The sequence below is a fragment of the Spirulina subsalsa PCC 9445 genome (assembly GCF_000314005.1).
Classification (GTDB): Bacteria; Cyanobacteriota; Cyanobacteriia; order Cyanobacteriales; family Spirulinaceae; genus Spirulina_A; species Spirulina_A subsalsa.
The window spans coordinates 4,827,159-4,845,663 of sequence record NZ_JH980292.1 but is presented as its reverse complement, the minus strand read 5'-3'; the positions used below and the strand labels follow the sequence as shown (position 1 = coordinate 4,845,663).

General features: G+C 49.4%; 12 protein-coding genes and 1 CRISPR repeat array. Of the genes, 7 read left to right on the top strand and 5 right to left on the bottom strand.

What is annotated here, in order from left to right:
* The first annotated feature begins 144 nt into the window (after positions 1 to 144).
* On the top strand, positions 145 to 2,319 hold the full coding sequence (locus SPI9445_RS0122090) for a PhoX family protein (protein ID WP_017306972.1): 2,175 nt from the start codon (positions 145 to 147) through the stop codon (positions 2,317 to 2,319).
* Between the two features lie 99 nt (positions 2,320 to 2,418).
* On the opposite strand, the gene SPI9445_RS0122085 is transcribed toward SPI9445_RS0122090, so the two are convergent.
* Entirely contained in the window at positions 2,419 to 3,657 is a 1,239-nt protein-coding gene (locus tag SPI9445_RS0122085) for an RNA-guided endonuclease InsQ/TnpB family protein (RefSeq protein ID WP_017306971.1), read from the bottom strand.
* Positions 3,658 to 3,906: 249 nt separating this feature from the next.
* On the opposite strand from SPI9445_RS0122085, the gene SPI9445_RS0122080 reads away from it, so the two are divergent.
* The gene (locus SPI9445_RS0122080; protein ID WP_017306970.1) at positions 3,907 to 4,917 is read left to right on the top strand and encodes an ABC transporter ATP-binding protein; all 1,011 of its coding nucleotides are present in this window, start codon (positions 3,907 to 3,909) and stop codon (positions 4,915 to 4,917) included.
* A gap of 124 nt (positions 4,918 to 5,041) precedes the next feature.
* Here SPI9445_RS0122080 and SPI9445_RS0122075 read toward each other — a convergent pair whose 3' ends face one another.
* Complete coding sequence (locus SPI9445_RS0122075; protein WP_017306969.1) at positions 5,042 to 6,865, bottom strand: BamA/TamA family outer membrane protein; 1,824 nt, start codon at positions 6,863 to 6,865, stop codon at positions 5,042 to 5,044.
* 263 nt (positions 6,866 to 7,128) lie between these two features.
* A complete protein-coding gene (locus SPI9445_RS0122070) occupies positions 7,129 to 7,914 on the bottom strand; it encodes a DUF4114 domain-containing protein (protein ID WP_017306968.1) in 786 nt (261 codons plus the stop codon).
* A 310-nt stretch (positions 7,915 to 8,224) separates the two neighbouring features.
* Between SPI9445_RS0122070 and SPI9445_RS0122065 the strand changes: the two genes are divergently transcribed.
* From SPI9445_RS0122065 to SPI9445_RS0122050, 4 genes are all read left to right on the top strand, one after another.
* Positions 8,225 to 8,707 (top strand): DUF4079 domain-containing protein, encoded by a 483-nt coding sequence (locus SPI9445_RS0122065; protein ID WP_017306967.1) that lies wholly within the window; start codon positions 8,225 to 8,227, stop codon positions 8,705 to 8,707.
* 133 nt (positions 8,708 to 8,840) lie between these two features.
* Entirely contained in the window at positions 8,841 to 10,040 is a 1,200-nt protein-coding gene (locus tag SPI9445_RS0122060) for an RNA-guided endonuclease InsQ/TnpB family protein (RefSeq protein ID WP_017306966.1), read from the top strand.
* A gap of 59 nt (positions 10,041 to 10,099) precedes the next feature.
* On the top strand, positions 10,100 to 12,349 hold the full coding sequence (locus tag SPI9445_RS0122055) for a ComEC/Rec2 family competence protein (RefSeq protein WP_017306965.1): 2,250 nt from the start codon (positions 10,100 to 10,102) through the stop codon (positions 12,347 to 12,349).
* 117 nt (positions 12,350 to 12,466) lie between these two features.
* Entirely contained in the window at positions 12,467 to 13,354 is an 888-nt protein-coding gene (locus SPI9445_RS0122050) for an NAD(P)-dependent oxidoreductase (protein ID WP_017306964.1), read from the top strand.
* 388 nt (positions 13,355 to 13,742) lie between these two features.
* Here SPI9445_RS0122050 and SPI9445_RS0122045 read toward each other — a convergent pair whose 3' ends face one another.
* The gene (locus SPI9445_RS0122045) at positions 13,743 to 14,771 is read right to left on the bottom strand and encodes a septal ring lytic transglycosylase RlpA family protein (RefSeq protein ID WP_017306963.1); all 1,029 of its coding nucleotides are present in this window, start codon (positions 14,769 to 14,771) and stop codon (positions 13,743 to 13,745) included.
* A gap of 438 nt (positions 14,772 to 15,209) precedes the next feature.
* Here SPI9445_RS0122045 and purM point away from each other — a divergent pair, with 438 nt between their 5' ends.
* On the top strand, positions 15,210 to 16,232 hold the full coding sequence (purM, locus tag SPI9445_RS0122040) for a phosphoribosylformylglycinamidine cyclo-ligase (protein ID WP_017306962.1): 1,023 nt from the start codon (positions 15,210 to 15,212) through the stop codon (positions 16,230 to 16,232).
* A 325-nt stretch (positions 16,233 to 16,557) separates the two neighbouring features.
* Positions 16,558 to 17,311: direct repeats of the CRISPR family, unit length 36 nt; unit sequence GTTCCTCTTTAATGGGGGACTAAGTTGAATGGAAAC.
* A gap of 168 nt (positions 17,312 to 17,479) precedes the next feature.
* Here the strand turns inward: purM and SPI9445_RS0122030 are convergent.
* On the bottom strand, positions 17,480 to 18,394 hold the full coding sequence (locus SPI9445_RS0122030; protein ID WP_017306961.1) for a glycine betaine ABC transporter substrate-binding protein: 915 nt from the start codon (positions 18,392 to 18,394) through the stop codon (positions 17,480 to 17,482).
* Between the last annotated feature and the right edge of the window lie 111 nt (positions 18,395 to 18,505).

Genomic DNA, 18,505 nt, shown 5'->3' with positions numbered 1-18,505 from the left:
TTAGATTCTTGGACTGTGGGTCTAGTGAATGGCATAGCCTGCTGCACAGGTCTAGTTTCGCACTAGGGCTGTGTTTCTCTTTGGCGATGTTTCTCCTGCTGCATGGGTCGCTAGAACCAACATTGAAGATTTATCTTAGACCAAATGGGTATTAAACGTCGTGACTTTTTAGCATTTTTAGGGGCTAGTGCGGGAACCGTTGCCTTGGGGTCTATGGGGACTCAAAAGGGCGTGACCATGCCCTTTAACATGGAAATGGCGGCTAGTCCGGGAGGGATTGGCTTTAATCCCGTCAAGCTCCCCATGCCCTTGGAAACGGGCAGTATCGAGGCCTATAAAACGGTTGCCTTGGCGGATGATTTGGTGTTGCCTCAAGGGTTTACTTATGATGTGATTGCGGCTTGGGGCGATCGCGTCGGAAATTCCCGTTTCGGCTACAACAATGACTATATCTCCTTTCTGGAGACTAGCCCCAATGAGGGATATTTAACCGTCAGTTTTGAATACATTAGTGGCAATACATGGCGGCAAACCTACCCGATGGTCATTGGGGATAATCTAGCCTTAACAGAAGTTCACCAGCAGGGTTCAATGGATGCCTTTTCCTTACCCCAAGGCGATGATTTAAAAGGCAAAGTGACCGCCATTGCCGAAGAAATGATGATCGATATGGGGTTAGGGGTGATCAGCCTCCGTCGCAATGGGGACGGGACATGGAGCCGCACCTATAGTTCCACGGATCGGCGAATTACGGGGATTTCTGGCCTTAAAGATGGCCATTATCTCCAATCCACTGGCCCGGCGGTTGCCGTGTTTAATAAGACCAATAAATTGGGCTATGAGGACGGTTTAAAGGACAAAATTATTGGCACCTTTGCCAACTGTGCCGGGGGAACCTCTCCTTGGGGAACCGTATTTTCTGCCGAGGAAAATTTCCAAAACCAAGTCTATGAACCTGTGATGGCCGATGGTTCCTCCTTCCCCCCCAGTCAAAAAACCTTTCAAATCCACGAGGATGATGATCATGGCTGCGGGAATCCCTTGGGACTGGCAGGGAATAAGTACGGTTGGATGGTGGAAATCGATCCCGCCAATCCCAATGATTACGGCACCAAACACACTTGGTTAGGGCGCTACCGCCACGAAGCGGTTGGATTCTTGGTTCAAGCGGGGAAAAAGTTGGGGATTTATTCTGGGTGCGATCGCCGGGGTGGTCACTTATATAAATTTGTCTCACAGGAAACTGTCCGCAACGTCAAGGACAAAGCCAATTCCCGCCTCCTGAATGATGGGATGTTATACGGAGCCAAATTTAACCCCGATGGAACCGGGCGCTGGATTGCCTTAAATCCTGATACCCCTGTGAATCCCGTTTTACCCAGTCAAGTGAGTGGGGGGATGGTTCCTCTACCCAACCCCAACCGCCCAGCGGGGGATATTATCCGGGTGACGGCAGACCAAGAGGCGATCGCCTTTAAACAACAATTCAAAACCCTAGGCGACCTCTACACAGGCAACGCCACCGAGAAACAGGGAGCCATCCTCATTGACGCTCACTTTGCCGCCAATGCCGCCGGAATCACCTGTACAGCGCGCCCAGAAGACACCATCGTAGACTCCCAAGGCACCCTTTATATTGCCTTCACCTCCGGAGTCCCCGGCAGTGATGGCAGCCCGGATAAAGCCGTTTTCCAAGGCCCCAACGGCGACAGCCAATATGAACATGGCTGGATTGTCAAACTGCAAGAAAGCGGCAACGATCCCGCCGCTATGACCTTTCGCTGGGAAATCCTCTCTTTAGGGGGTGAACCTGCCACCGGAGGCGCGGGTTTTTCCAATCCTGACAACATTGAACTCGACCAAGCGGGTCATGTGTGGATGGTGAGCGATATGTCCACCACTAGCCAAAATAAAGCCGTCCCCAGTCGGGTCAAAGACGGTCAGCCCTTACCCACCAAGGATTTAGTTGGGCTATTTGGCAATAATTCCATCTGGTACATTCCCACCTCTGGCAGCCATGCCGGGGAAGCCTATCCCTTTGGAGTCGGGCCGATGGAATGTGAATGCACCGGCCCCTTTTTCTCCCCAGACCAGCAAACCCTTTTCCTCGCAGTACAACATCCGGGGGAAATTCATGGGGTGCGGCTGAATGGGCAATCGGAAACCCGTCCCTTTGCTATGACCACACCGGACGGAACGGAATTTATGCAGCAACGCACTGTTCCCCTTGGTTCTAATTGGCCGGGTAAACGTCCCAATGACCCCCCAAAACCGGCCGTCGTGGCCATTCGTCGGGTCAATAACCAGCCCATCACCTGAAGTCTGGAACGCCAAAGTTGTCGCACTTTGGCTTCGGGCCTCTTTCTTATTCAGCAAGCCCCAAATAGCTCCTGACTTGTCTCGCCTGTGACATACTCCCTACGCTGACCGCTTCGCGGTACAGCGAGGGCTTCTCCTCCGGGTTGCCCCAGATTCGCGTTTTATAGTGAGTCGATGCCCCAGCCCCACTTTTTTGATAAGCACCCCAGAGTTCACATCTCGCGGCATAGACGCTCCACAATGGGGGCAATCATGCCATCGGTCAGATAGCTTTTTGGGGACTCTATTCAGGCAAATTGCACAATGTTGGGATGTGCCAGCAGGGTTAATCTTCACAACCATCTTTCCAGCTTTCGCAGCTTTGAAAGGTAGGATTTCGTTCAAAAACCCAGCTATCCCAGCATCAGCAAAACTTTTGTTCAGCCCCGATTTAGCCGATTGACCGTTAGGGAGAAACACTCCGTCTTCTCCCTGTTTCGGCTTATTGCGTCGGGACATATTGGAAACTTTTATCTCCTCGACAAAGATGACTTCCGCTTTGTCGAGTAACTCTTGAGCGGTTTCAAAATGCCACTGCTTCCGTTGTCTGGCAATGCGTTGATGCAACTTAGCAATACGCTCATTGAGCTTACGGCGTGATTTTGAGCCTAATCCCCTCTCATCTCGCTTGGACTGGAGTTTAGCCAGTTTATCTTCAGCTTGCCGATAAAACTTTGGCGGCGGCTTCATAGTGCCATCCGAGCAAGCCATAAAGTATTCCAGTCCAGCATCAACCCCAATACTGTTGGCGACCGTCGGCACAATGGTTTCTACTAGCTGGCTTGGCACAGACTTGTCTTCCAGCGAGAAAGTCACATACCACCCATCAGCCTTAAGAGTAATTGAAACGGTTTTCAACGCAAAGCCATCAGGTAAAGAACGATGCTGAATGAACTTCACCGCCCCAATCTTAGGGAGTTTAATACGGTTTCCGTCAATCCAATCAGGCTTGGCCTGTGGGTAGGTAAACGTCCGGTAGCGGTTCTTCCCTTTGAATCGAGGCTTGCCGCTTCGCTTGCCGTTTTTGTCGCCTTTGACAAATCGGTCAAACGCTTTCCCAGCACGCTTCACCATGTCCTGAAGTACCTGAGAGTGAATCTCTTTGTACCAGGGGCGTTCATCTTTTAACGATACCAATGACCGTTTTTGGTTGTAGTAGTCGGGTTGCTCTCTGGGTTCAGCGATGCTACACACCAAAGGACAGACGTTAACCGGAGTGCGATTCATTTCCCACCAGTCGAATCGGTCAGCCAGCATCCAGTTGTACTGACAGCGCAGCATATCAAGCCAGCGTTCCATCTGGCATCGCTGCTCATAGGTTGGCTTAATTCGGTACTGGTAGGCGATTCGCATGATAAACTTTAATATTCACCATCTCTGTGCTGAAACACTACATCGAGCAGCAACAGGCATGAGTAATTGGCGACTCCGCTTTAGCTCCATCGCCTCGGCTTTCATCCCGACACTCACGCTTCGCGTAGAGTGCGGGGCTTCCCGCCGATTAAGCTAAACTACAATAGTCCGTGGAGAGCCTTGAGTTGACATTGCATGGAATTAGCGCCCCTTGCCCCTATCCCTAAAATAGCCAAAACTTTGATTAAAGTTGAAAATCTACAAGTTCATTTTCCCCTGTCTCAAGGGGGAATCTTTCGCCGACAGATGGGGGTTCTGAAGGCGGTTGATAACGTTAACTTCACAATTGACCAAGGGGAAACGTTGGGCTTAGTGGGAGAGTCTGGCTGTGGGAAAAGTACCACCGGACGCGCTATTCTACAACTCCAGCCGCCTACAGGGGGTCAAGTGTACTTTGAGGAGCAGGAGTTAACCCAACTCTCGGGGGAAAAGCTGCGCCAGATGCGTCGTCAGATGCAGATGATTTTCCAAGATCCCTATGGGTCGTTAAATCCTCGGATGACGGTTGGGGATATTGTGGGAGAACCTTTGAGGATCTATGGTTTGGCAGGGGGTCAGGGCAAGGTGGCGAGGGTGCAGGAATTGCTGGATATTGTGGGGTTAAATCCTAGTTTTATTCACCGCTATCCTCATGAGTTTTCTGGGGGTCAACGGCAACGGATTGCGATCGCCCGTGCCTTGACCTTAAACCCAGCGTTCATTGTCTGTGATGAACCCATTGCCGCCCTAGATGTGTCGATTCAAGCGCAAATCGTCAACCTCATGCAGAAACTCCAACGGGAATTTAACCTGACCTACTTATTTATCGCCCATGATCTCAGTGTGGTTCGCCATATTTCAGACCGTGTGGCTGTGATGTATCTGGGCAAAATCGTAGAATTGGCGGATCACCGCACTCTCTACGAAACGCCCCAACATCCCTATACTCAAGCTTTACTCTCGGCGGTTCCGATTCCTGATCCGGATTTGGAAGCCCAACGACAACGGATTATTCTGACGGGAGATGTTCCGAGTCCCCTTAATCCACCCCCCGGTTGTAATTTTCAAACCCGTTGCCCCTACGCGACAGAACGCTGTCGTCAAGCCCCGGAGCCGGAATTTCGGGAGATTGCACCGGGGCATTTTGTCGCTTGTCATTTGGTTTAATTGGGGCTAAAGCCCAACTACAAACGGGGGCTAAAGCCCAACTACAAACTACAAACGGGGGCTAAAGCCCAATTACAAACTACAAACGGGGGCTAAAGCCCAACTACAAACTACAAACGGGGGATTAGAAGCGATGACCTACGCCGAAGTGGAAACGACTCTCGCCTTGATCATTGAGGCCGAAGTCTGCCCGCAAGATGCCGACGGGGGAGTTGACGCGGAGGCCAGCCCCGTAGCCGAAACCAACGCCTCGGTTAGTGGTGACACCATCAGCGCCCACGGTGGGACTCGTTGAACCTAAATCACTGCCAAAATCGGCAAAGACTACACCTGTGGCGGGTAAAGTCCCCAAGGGGATGCGGTATTCAGCCGAAGCGAGGACAAAACTCCGACTCCCCCCTAATTCCCCGGTATTATAGCCCCGCACGGAGTTGGTGCCGCCTAAACGGAAGGCTTCGTAGGGGGGGAGATCCCCGATGGTGGTACCGGCTTGAACGTTGAAGGCGAGAACTTCGGGGTTTTCTCCGCCAAACAGAGAAACGGGGGTGTAGTTGGAGAAGTTGGCTTGCAGACGGTTCATTAAAATGCTGCCGTTGCCTACGGGGAGGGATTGCTCACTGCTAAATCCTAAGATGGAGCCGGAGGTGGGGTTTATGGGGTTATCTCGTCGATCTTGGGAGAGTCCCGCCCGCAGGGTGACTAAATCATCCATCCCTCGGTCACTGACGGATAAGGCGTTGCCGAATTGGTCGGTAGGGGAGAGGTTGCCGCTACTGTCGCGGATGGTGACTTGGTTGAAGTTGATGCCGACGTTGGCATTCCAGTCGTCAATGGGTCGGGTGAAGGTGACACCTCCCCCTAGGCGACCTTCTCGGGGGCGATCGCCATTAGCTAGGGCAACGTCTTCCCCAAAGCTATTGGAAATGGTGCGGTTGCGGAAGGCATTGATACTATAACCGGGGACGTTAGGATCACTGAGTCGGTAAGGACTGCCGAAGGTGGCATCAAATTGTAGATCCCGTTGTCCTAGTTGCACCATAAGATCCAAGTTTTGACCGATGCCGCCAATATTGCGGTCGTTGTAACTCACGGTGCCAAACAGGCCGCTGGATTCACTATAACCGCCCCCGGCGTTGACTCCTCGGGTGGATTGTTCGCTGAGTTGATAGATGACATCTAATTGGCGCGCATCCCCGGCTAGGTCAATGTTGGCGGTTTTGAACAAACCGAGGCGATAAAGTTGGGTCAGGTCTTGGCGTGCTTGTTCTGTGGTGAAGACTCCACCGGGCTGGAGGGCTAGCTGTTGTTTAATAAATTGCTCATTGGTGCGGCCGTCGGTGACTTGTCCCATGTCATCAATAAAACGGACTTGGACGGAACGAATGACCCCCTCGGCAACGTCTACATTGAGGACTCCATCGCCGACGGAACGAACATCGGCGACTTGGGCGATCGCATAACCATTTTCTTCATACCATTTTTGCAGGTTGGCAATCCCCTGATCAATTAGGGCGGGGCTAATGGGTTGACCTAACTGAGTCGCAAAGGCTTCATGGACTACAGACTGCGGCAGAATTTGGGCATTATTTAAAACAAGCGATCGCACAATGACAGGTTGCACTTCAAACACCACATCAACCCCATTAGCATTCTCTCTCGTTCCATAGCGCGCACTACTAAATAACCCCGTACTTAAGAGCGCTTGAATATCTCCTTGGAGTTGCGTGGCGGAGGTATTCCCACCCATACGAGTTCTAACGGTTTGTAGGGCAATATTGCTCAGTTGTGTATCAACTCCCACCACTTTTACATCTGTTGTTAAAACAGCTAGATCATTACTAGCCATCAGACTGGGAGCAGAGGTGGGAGAAGTTTGAGCCGCAAGGGGGGCAACTATCCCGATATTAAAAAGGGTTAACGTAGAAAGAGCAATGAGTGAGTAGCGCATAACTATAAATCTCTCGGTTTAGGGAAACGTCAATGGTTTGATCTCCTGACCGCAATTCCCCCCGATAAGTTTCCGCTAAGGAATCAGTTGACAAATTTTCCTCATCTTAGTTACTCTTGGCTTTCTTTGGACGTTGGGAACAATTTAAGGCGATACTTCGTCCTTGATGGGTTTTTCTGAATTATGAAGGATCAAACCAAAATCTCCCGCTAGAATTGGATCTAACAGGAGATATGGACAATATTTCGGAGTGAAATTCTCGCCTAAGACTTTTGTTCACCTTTGCGACTGACAAGGGAGACAGCCGCCCCAACGGCTAGGAGTCCGAACACCATAGTAGGTTCAGGCACTTGCACGCCTCTGATGGCATTCATATTTTTCTTGCCGATATCAAGGGCAAACACAACGTCATTATAATCCCTGTCACCACCACCGACGATATCTTCAAAAGCTAACACCAGATAGCCAGATTGTTCATAGGCCATCACTTGTTGGAATCCATTTCTGTTCCGGCTGGAGTCAACATATAAACGAGTGGGGTTGCTGCGTCCATAACCATCTGAATTTAGGAAAAAGTCTAGGGTAGTTCCTCCTAGGACTTTACCCAAGCTGACAAAATCACCCGCTTGTAAAGGATTAGCGGTTGGGTCGTTGTGAGAATTTCGATAACCAGTATGAGTTGAGCAACTGCTAGTTAGGCAGACAATATCATCAAATATAATAGTATCTGATATGGTGGTAGCGCCTGTAGCAGAAACACCTAACTGGTTGCGATACCATGCACCCTCACTGAGGAAATGCACTTTCACTTCATGGCTGAAATCTAATGTTAGTTTACTCAAATCTAGCTGACGACTAGAAACAAATGAGGGGTCTAGGGCTTGATATTCGGTGTGGATATAGTCATTAAAAACACCGGAGTTAATCAGCCCTTGAAAGTGGTCATCTGCTCGTTGAATAGTGAATGCAGCAGCAGAACCAGCAACGGCTAGGGTAGTTGTGACGGCTGTAAATGCTGCAATAATTGTGGATTTTATTGTGGATTTCATGGGGGTTGTTTCCGTAAGTTTTAATGTAGCAGTTCAGTAAGATGCAGGTCTTAGAAGATTCATTACTTTTTAGCTTATGACCCCATTATGTAACAGGTATCAGTTATTTTTCCAGTCCAATTGGCAATCTTTAACTAATCTTTAAATGGTTGATTTGTTTTATAAAGATTCTGATATTTTGTCAGTAAAAATACGGGTATTTTTTAGAGAATTAGGGTCTGAACCTGATCTGACAGAAGAGATAATGCTATGTTTCCGAGGTACGGTACAATAAAGACTGTCGCAAAATATAAAGAAAATATTAAAAGCAATGGAAACCCTGATCCGTCCTTACCTTGAACCGATTGCCGCTTGGTTTCGCAACTTTGGCACCCCTGAACCGATTGTTCACTGGGGACACCCTTTAATGATGGGGATTGTGGTGTTTGTCATGGGCAGTTTTGCCGCTTGGGCGGGCTGGCAAGGACGACTGGCGACGGATTCCGGTGTGGCAGTGGAAAACCGCAAAAATCACCGCAAAATTGCCCCCTGGTTATTCCTATTTATTAGTTTGGGCTATACGGGAGGGGTGTTGTCTTTGGTCATGCAAGGACAGCCCATTTTCGCCAGCGCCCACTTTTGGACGGGGACGCTGGCCGTGGGATTATTAGGCTTTAATGGTTTTATTTCTGCCACGAAATTCGGGGGCAATAAAGCCGTTTTACGCACCACTCACGCCTATTTAGGCAGTTTCGCCTTACTGATTTTGTTAGTTCATGCCTTTTTAGGGTTAAAGTTGGGTTTATCAATTTAAAAAGATTGCCGGGAACTCCCCATCCCCTCGTGGGTGGGGATGAAAGGCCAGTCAATCAAGCGGTTCAATGCCGCGCAGATTGACAATAATCTATCGGTCTTGCCATTAATCCTTTTTGTGTTAAACTTGGAAAATGAGAAATGTTGTTAAGGTCAGAATCTATCCAACCACTGAGCAGCAAGTAGCCTTATCGAAGGCGTTTGGCTGTGCTAGGTGGTGGTGGAACTACGCTCTAAACCTGAACAATGAAACCTACAAAGCAACCGGGAAGGGACTGTCAAGACAGGGGTATAACGACCGCTTACCAGCACTCAAAAAGGAGTTTCCTTGGTTGGCCCAATGTTATTCCCAAGTTCTCCAGTCTGTATCCCTGAATCTTTCTCGGGCGTTTATCAGCTTCTTTGAGGGAAGAGCTCAATATCCCAACTTCAAGAGCAAGCATGGTAAGCAATCAATCCAGTATCCGCAGCACGTCAAGTTGTTGGATAAAGCGATTAAATTGCCTAAAATCGGTGATGTCAAAGCAAAATTTCATCGTGTTTTTGATGGTAAGCTGAAGACCGTTACCGTCAGCATGAGTAGGACGGGCAAATACTCCGCCTCTTTGCTTTTTGACGATGGACTACCTAAACCTGAAATAAGCAGCCAAGGTAAAGCGGTTGGGATTGACCTAGGGTTAGCCCATTTTGCCATTACGTCTGATGGTTCTAAATTTGATAATCCCAAACCGCTCAAGAAGAGAGAGAAAAACCTCAAACGCAAGCAGCAAAAGTTATCTCGTAAACAGAAGGGTTCAAAGCGTCGGGCTAAAGCAAAACGTATCGTAGCGCGAGTGCATGAGCGGATTGCTAACACTCGCAAAGACTTCCAGCACAAACTCTCCCGCAAATTAGTGAACGAAAACCAAGTCATCGTTGTGGAAGACCTGGCAGTCAAAAACATGGTGAAAAACCACAATCTAGCCAAAGCGATTTCAGATTGTGGATGGTCAGAATTCACCAGACAGTTAAAGTACAAGGCTGAAAAAGACGGGAAAACCTATCTAGAAATTGGTCGGTTTTTCCCGTCCAGTAAGACTTGTCATGTATGCCTCAATCAGATTGATAGTCTGCCTCTTGATGTTCGTAGTTGGGAATGCCCCAATTGCCAAACCCAACAGGACAGAGACGTAAATGCAGCTATCAATATTCGAGATGAAGGCTTACGAATATTATCGTTGGGAACCAGCGATACTGCCCAAGGAGGCAATGTAAGACCAAAGCGGGGGCGTAAGTCATCCGTAGAGGCGGTTGCTGTTGAGTTGGGAAGCCCCGTCCCCTTGTGGGCGGGGTAGTTCACGCGGGTCGTCAATAACCCCACCCATAAGGGGATGGGGTTTCTCGGAGAAGGATCATGAATCAACAGAGTTGGGCGATTATCTGTTTTGCCTATGGGCTGGGGTTAGTTTCTACAGGCTTCTTGCGCCCTCTGTTGCTCACCAGTTCTCAGCTTAGCCTACTCTGGGGAAGCCTAGCCCTGATTTGGTTGCTGTTGGGGGGAGTGGGGGCGTTCCTCTTGCCCCGTGTTTGGCGTTCTGGCCCATCTTGGGGGGCTTGGTTACTGGCGGGGGGGATAGGTGCGATCGCCGTTTTTTATCTCCAACTGCGCACCCCCCAGCCTTCCCCCCAAGATATCAGCACCCTACTGGACAATCCTCCCAACGGGATTGAACTCACAGGTCAGATTATCAATCCACCCCAGCCCAATCGCAACAACCGCATTCGCTTTAACCTTCAAGTCCAAGAGGTGGCAGGATATCCCGACTTACGGGGAAAAGTCTATGCCACCTTGCCCCTATTAGAGGGAACAGGTTTAGTCCCCCAACAAACTGTCACCCTCACCGGACGCATCTATGCACCGCCCCCCGCCCAAAATCCGGGGGGTTTTGATTTTCAAGCCTATTTAGCCCGTCAAGGCATCTTTACCGGGTTTACAGGCCGTCTAGCGGCTGAACCGGGGGAACAGCCTTGGGGGTGGTGGCAACTGCGACAGCGCATCATCCGTTCCCAAGTCCGTTGGTTAGGCAGTGAGTCGGGGTCGTTGCTGAGTTCAATGGTACTGGGTCGTCGGGCGGTGGATTTATCCCCAGCCGTGCGAGATAGTTTTTTACCCGTAGGATTAGCCCATACCTTAGCGGCCTCGGGGTTTCATGTTTCCCTTTTATTAGGGTTAGTCTTGGTGTTTACCCGGTCTTGGGGGGCGAAAATGCGGTTTTATGTAGGGGGTGGGGTGTTGTTGTTTTATCTGGGGTTAACGGGGCTGCAACCGTCGGCTATGCGGGCGGTGGTGATGGGTTTGGGGGTATTATTGGGGTTAGTGAGCGATCGCCAAGTTAAACCCCTAGGCTTATTACTCGTAACCGCCACCGGACTATTAATCTTTAATCCCCTTTGGATTTGGGACTTAGGCTTTCAACTCAGTTTTTTAGCCACCCTAGGGCTACTGGTCACAACACCCGCCATTACCCGCCGTTTAGACATTCTCCCCCTCAAAATAGCCACCCTCCTCGCTGTTCCCATTGCCGCCTCCCTTTGGACATTTCCCCTCTTAATCTACCAGTTTAAAACCCTCCCCCTATACAGTTTATTGGTCAACCTCACCACCACCCCCCTGATTTCCTTAATCAGTTTGGGCGGCATGATTAGCGGTGCTTTGAGTTTAATTTTCCCCCTCTTAGGCAGTGCCACCGCTTGGCTTTTAAGCCCCTTCCTCGCCTTCCTGATTCAGCTAGTCCAAGGGGTGTTAAATTTACCCCTCAGCACTTGGAACATTGGGAAAATCGCCCTCTGGCAACTGCTACTGTGTTATGGGGCCTGGGTGTTTATCTGGTGTTCTTCCCTTGGGCGGCGCAGGTGGGGGATGGTCGGGGGGAGTGCCTTCGCTCTCCTCGTCTTGCCCCTCTGGTACAATCACGCCACCCTCCTACAAGTCAGTGTTTTAGCTGCTGCCCCTCAACCTGTGGTAGTCATTCAACAACAGGATAAAGTCACCCTCCTCCACGGTGGCAATAACAACACCGCCAACTATGCCATCCTGCCCTTTTTCCGAGAACAAGGCCTCAATCACATCAACCTTGCCCTTGCCCTCCCCTTTGAGAATGCCCTAGAATCCGGCTGGACAGAGATTTCCGATAGTTTAAAGGTGCGCCACCTTTTTCATAGCTCACCGGACAAGGAAACCCTCTTAGAGCAACTTAAATTAGGTCGCTTTACCCCCCTCCAAACCGGACAACAGTTAAAACTCGACTCCCTGACCTTAGAGGTGTTATCCCTTGACCCCACTGGGTTACAGTTTCAAGTAGGTTCTCTGCGTTGGTTGTTGATGATGGGGGCAACCGATGAGGTAGAGCAACTCCCCGAAAGTGATGTGTTGATTTGGGGAGCCTCCTACGGAAGGCTGCACCAACGCCAACTTTCCTCAAGGATTTTAGCGCAGGTCAAACCCAAGGCCGTTATTTTATCTCAGAGGTTCGTAGACCCGCAAATGCGCGCCCAACTCGAACAACTCCAGATTCCCGTTTACCTCACCGGAGAAGTCGGGGCGGTACAGTGGACTCCCCGACGGGGTTTAGAGTCCTTTGTGCAGGAGATCGGGTTACACTGACATCCTCCCCGGCCTCAAGGCGCGGGGATTTCCAGTTTGTCCCCATTCATTTCTAGGGATAATCCTAAACTCTTTGATGTCGTTATAGTCAAGATTGGATGGTATTGAGAAAAGATCATGAGTCAAACCGTAGCATTTCTAGGATTAGGGGTCATGGGAGGCTATATGGCCGCTAATTTAGCCCGTCAAGGCTACACCGTGCAAGGATGGAATCGTACCCCCCAAAAATCCGGGGTAGAGATTGCCGCCAGCGCAGGCGTTCAAATTGTACCGACGATTGAAGCGGCCGTCAGAGAAGCCGATGTGGTCTTCTCCTGTGTGGGGGATGTTCCTGATGTAGAAGCCGTATTATTAGGAGCATCGGGAGCCGCCCATTATGCCGCCCCCCAGACCTTGCTGGTGGATTTTAGTACCATTGGCAGTCAAGGGGCAAAAACCATTGCTCACGCCCTAGCCCACCACAATCTACGCTTTCTTGATGCCCCCATTTCTGGGGGAGATGTGGGAGCAAAAAACGGCACCTTAACCATTATGGTGGGGGGCAGTGAGTCAGATTTTCAGGCCGCTTTGCCCTATTTTGAGGCAATGGGTCAAAATATCCGCCTTTGTGGTCCGGTTGGCAGTGGACAAGCGGTTAAAATGTGTAATCAAATCCTCTGCGCCTTGAATTTGGTCGGGATTTGTGAGGCGATGTTATTGGCCCAAAAACAAGGCCTTGACCCCCAAATTGTTGTAGAAGTTTGTGGCACCGGGGCGGCTGGATCTTGGGCGCTGTCCAATTTGGGGCTAAAGGTGGCGACCGGGGACTTTGCACCGGGCTTTATGATTAAACATATCCTCAAGGATTTGCGTCTAGTGCGGGAGATTGCCGAAACAGCGCGGCAGGAGTTACCGGGGGTGGCCTTGGCGGAGGATTTGTTTAAACGAGTAGAAGCTTTGGATGAGTTGGCGCAGGAACAAGGCACTCAAGCCATGATGCGGGCTTATTTAGGGCTTGCTGAATAAGTCCGAGAGTTGGGGAATCGGGAGTCGGGAGTCGGGAGTCGGGAGTCGGGAATCGGGAGTCGGGAGTCGGGAATCGGGAGTCGGGAGTCGGGAATAGAGAATAGGTGATAGGGAATAATTATCAATTCTCCCCTGCTCCCCCTATTCCCTGTTCCCTGTTCCCCGTTCCCTGTTCCCTTGTTGAGCCTAGCATCTGGTGTTATTCAGCAGACCCTATTTAGGGTCTGCTGAATAACTGGGCGAGGAAACGGGGAACAGGCAATCTGAACTTGTCAAGATTGCCTGTTCCCATCCCTTCCGGGCTAAAACGAGGAAGGGGAATTTCGCAACAAATCTTTTGGTTCAAAAATCGGCCAGAAATTCCCTATCCCCTTGTGGGTGCGGTCGTTCACTCAATCACTTCCACTTGAACCGGAGCAACACCGCTCCCTAACATTCCAATAGCACTCGCTGCACCCCGAGATAAATCAATAATTCGACCGCGAATAAAGGGCCCCCGGTCATTGATGCGGACGACCACAGAGCGACCATTATTTAAGTTTGTCACCCGAACTTGTGTTCCAAAGGGTAACGTCCGGTGAGCAGCCGTTAAAGCGTTTTGATTAAAACGCTCCCCGCTTGCACTCCGGCGACCATGGAATCCTGGGCCGTACCAAGAAGCCATCCCCTGATATTGTCCATTAATTCGCCCTACCGCGACCCGTTGAGAGGGACGGACGGAACGAGCGGCACGAGTGGGACGCATCTGCACGTCTCCCGCACTTAAAGGCTCTGCTCCCCCTAACAGACGACGCAAGCGATTCGCCGCTTGTAGTGCGTCTTGATCCCAGTTATTGGTACTATCGGGTAACTGGGTTTTAGGGTCTACTCGGACTAATTCTGTCTCACCTGCTTTGATAATATAGGCTTCCTGTTCGGCATTCCACGCTAAAGTAATAGAAGAGGCTTCTTCCTGAGACATTTGGTTAATGCGGTCTGCGACCACTGTAGCGCGCCAAACGGGGTCATCATTGGATTGATTAACCTGTACTCCTTGACCTTGACGGATTTGTTCAGGAGTCAAGAAACTGGGAGTTAAACTCTTGGCGGCAATGTTGGCCGAGTCGGTTCCCACGAAGGTCAGAAGAGGAATACGACGTACATACAAGGTTGCGCCTTGGTATTCTCCTACCGCATGGGGGAAAATTGTGGTCAAGCTGCCTCTGTTACCCGAGGTTTGGGGATCACTAGCAGCAATCTCCTCCTCTGTCTGAGCGAGGTAGACAGAATCCCCATACAATTCTTCCAAGGCGGCTTCTGTGCCTTCAATCCCGGTGGGGATGACTGGCTCGGAGGCATTGGCGTTATAGGTGACAGCCGTACTAAGCGCGGTGCTGAGGACGGTGGCAGTTAGGCTAGACCAGAGTTTGTGATTCATAGGCTTTTTCAGGGACTAGGCTGTTGACTCACAGGGGGTAAAGTTGGACGCTCTGACGGGGGCTGTGCTAACGTTTACGCTGCTGTGTTGTCCTGACCGACGCGACACTGGGCGAGGGGGGAAAGACAAGCAACAACCTGTTGACTGATGAAAGGTATTTCTATGTGCGAGAACTGACACAGATTAGCATGAAGTTTTGTAATGAACATCCGTAAGGGAGGGGGGATCGTGAGTCCTCACCCCGCCTAGCTTGGGTCATGGGTGGGGTAAACTCCTAGTCAGGTCAAGGGTTGAACGGCTTAATAGCTTTTGAGTTATATTTAAAAAACTAAAGCTTTTCTTTCAGATTTGATATTTTTTAAATCAATGGCGGGAAAGTTGGCGTTAAATCGCAAGATGAACAGGCGAGAAGAATCATTAGTAAGGTAAAAGAGGATTATGGATTATCGAGCAGCAGGGGTTGATGTGGAGGCGGGACGCTCTTTTGTCCAGCGTATTCGTCAATCGGTGGAGAGTACCCAACGGCCGGAGGTTTTGGGAAAGTTGGGGGGGTTTGCGGGGTGTTTTGCCTTGCCAACGGGGTATCAGAATCCGGTTTTGGTGTCGGGAACCGATGGGGTGGGAACGAAGCTGAAAATTGCCCAAGCGGTGAATGTTCATCACACGGTGGGGATTGATTTGGTGGCGATGTGTGTGAATGATATTCTCACTCTGGGGGCTGAACCTTTGTTTTTTTTGGATTATTTGGCGACGGGGAAGTTGAATCCGGAGCAGTTGGCGGAGGTGGTGGCTGGCATTGCGGAAGGTTGTCGTCAAAGTGGCTGCGCGATTTTGGGGGGAGAAACGGCGGAAATGCCGGGGTTTTATCCGGTGGGGGAGTATGATTTAGCGGGGTTTTGTGTGGGGATTGTGGAACGGGAGCGGATTTTAGATGGTTCTCTGGTTGAGTTGGGGGATATTGCGATCGCACTTCCGAGTCACGGAGTCCACAGTAATGGCTTTTCTTTGGTGCGCAAAATCATTGACACCAAGGGGTTAAGCTGGTCTGATTGTCCCCCGGCTTTGGGGGGTGCTAGTTTAGGGGAAATCTTCCTCACTCCCACTCGTATCTATGTGAAGCCCATCCTCAGTGCTTTAAAGTCTGGGCTGGAGATTCACGGCATGGCTCATATTACTGGGGGAGGCTTGCCGGAAAATCTCCCCCGTTGTGTGCAGGAGAATCAAGGGGTGAAAGTTAATCGAAAAGCTTGGTTGATTCCTCCTCTGTTTGAATGGTTAGCTCAAATGGGGGATGTTGCTGAAGCGGCAATGTTTGAAACTTTCAATATGGGGGTGGGTTTTGTGGTCATTGTGCCGCCGGGTGAAGTGGAATCTGCGATCGCCTATTTTCAATCTCATGATCTTTCTGCTTTTGTTCTCGGGGAAGTCATTCCCGGAAAGCAGAATCTTGTTATAAATTAGGGCTTGCTGAATAACTCTACTCGTGGGGCTAGGGAATAGGGAATAGGGAATAGGGAATAGACATCTCCCCCGCTCCCCCTACCATTCCGTTTTATTGCGCATTCCTTACCATAGAGGAGTTAATTTGTCAAGATTCAGCAAACTTTTCCGAGGCTCCCGGAAAATGGCTGAAACGTTGATTTTTCGTCGGGAGCCTCGGTTTCTTGTCCTGTAAGGGTTTGAGGTGTGTTGATGGGAAATTCAACGGGTTACAGAGGGGTGATTTTAGGGGAGCCTCGGAAATGGGGTCTAGACATTAGGCGGGGCAAGGGGTTAAAATGGGGGGGTTCCTCTTTAATGGGGGACTAAGTTGAATGGAAACAGAACAATCAGAGTTATTAATGTTGTGTACAATATGTTCCTCTTTAATGGGGGACTAAGTTGAATGGAAACATCAAGATTAGATTCTCTAGGATTTTCCGGCTATCGTTCCTCTTTAATGGGGGACTAAGTTGAATGGAAACTTTTTTCTCGGATTTGGTTTGAGGACTTAGCTCTCTGTGTTCCTCTTTAATGGGGGACTAAGTTGAATGGAAACTGTTCTGGAGAAGTTGTTTTGCATAACTTCCCAAAAGTTCCTCTTTAATGGGGGACTAAGTTGAATGGAAACTACCACACAAGATTGTTTTCGACACGATCCGAGCGGTTCCTCTTTAATGGGGGACTAAGTTGAATGGAAACTTATATTCGATATGGTCAACATACTCAGTGAGTATGCGTTCCTCTTTAATGGGGGACTAAGTTGAATGGAAACTCTCCAACATCTATTTTTAGGCCGAAATATGTTTGGTTCCTCTTTAATGGGGGACTAAGTTGAATGGAAACCAGAATTCAACAGCGTCGTCGTAATTGTCGAAGTATAGTTCCTCTTTAATGGGGGACTAAGTTGAATGGAAACTAAAGTAGCTAAGAAAGCCTTTTGAGTTTCCACTAAGTTCCTCTTTAATGGGGGACTAAGTTGAATGGAAACAAATGTTTACGACAAATGAAGTTAACAGCAAATTGTTCCTCTTTAATGGGGGACTAAGTTGAATGGAAACTTCAGACTAAACAAGTTAGATAAAACAACAAATTGCTACCAACCTGACCCATCCCCAAAAAATTCCCATCTCCTGTAATAAAGAGGGAATTTATTGGAGACAAAGCCTCCAACAAAGTGTTACTGAGCCGCGCCCAATCACGAGGACAAATTACCAGTCACTCCTCCCCTAATTTTTCCCCAAAACCTGAATTTTTTGTAAAAAATCATGGGCAACCATGGCGGGATCTTGTTGCTTTCCTGTCACTTCATAATTCAGATCCTGCATAATAGAATCAGTAATTTGGGTGGTAATATTATCCAAAATATCTGCAACTTCTGGGTGTTTTTTTAACACATTTGCCCGCACCACTGGAGCGACTTGATAGGGGGGGAAAAAGTTCTTATCATCCTGTAACATCACCAACTTAAAGGCACTAATTTCGCCATCGGTACTAGACCCCACCGCAATATGCGCTTCCCCTGACATTAAGGTACTGTAGCGAAATTCAGGGGAAACCGCAATATAATTTTTGAGAGTAAAAGGACCATAGACTTCCTCAATACCCGGTAAACCGTCCTCCTTTTCTTGAAATTCAGGCGGCCCCACCATAACTAAACGCTCCGCTTGGGCGACCACATCAGAAAGGGTGTTTATCCTATACTCTTGAGACTTTTGGGGAGTCATAACGAGTGCCTGGGTATTGCTCATAGGGGAGGGCGCTAACCAGATTAAATTAAACTGCTCTTGATAACTTTCTTTCACCGTTTCATAGACTACTTGGCGATCGCTATTTCCGGGCAATTTCAACACACTTAATAAAGCTGTCCCTGTATATTCTGGGTATAAATCCACTTCCCCTCGGGTTAAACTATTGTGAGCGGCGGTGGTGCCAGGTAAATTTAATTTGCGTTCTACGGTGAAACCATGATCTTCTAACGCTAAAGCATACATTTCTCCTAAAATCCACTGTTCGGCAACATTCTTAGATCCTACTCGAATCACCATCTCTCCGCTGCCTGGGAGACTATTGCAGGCGATCGCAATCCAGAAGGTAACAAGAGCAAGAATGAAGGGCAACAGCAAGGAGCGAATACGAAACATAATAGAATTTGGATAATTCTCTAGCTTTTCTCATTGTGACATACTACTTGGGGGACGTAGCGCGGCAGAATGCCCTAAGCTAGGATCATCTTGCCTCTAATGTGAACAAGC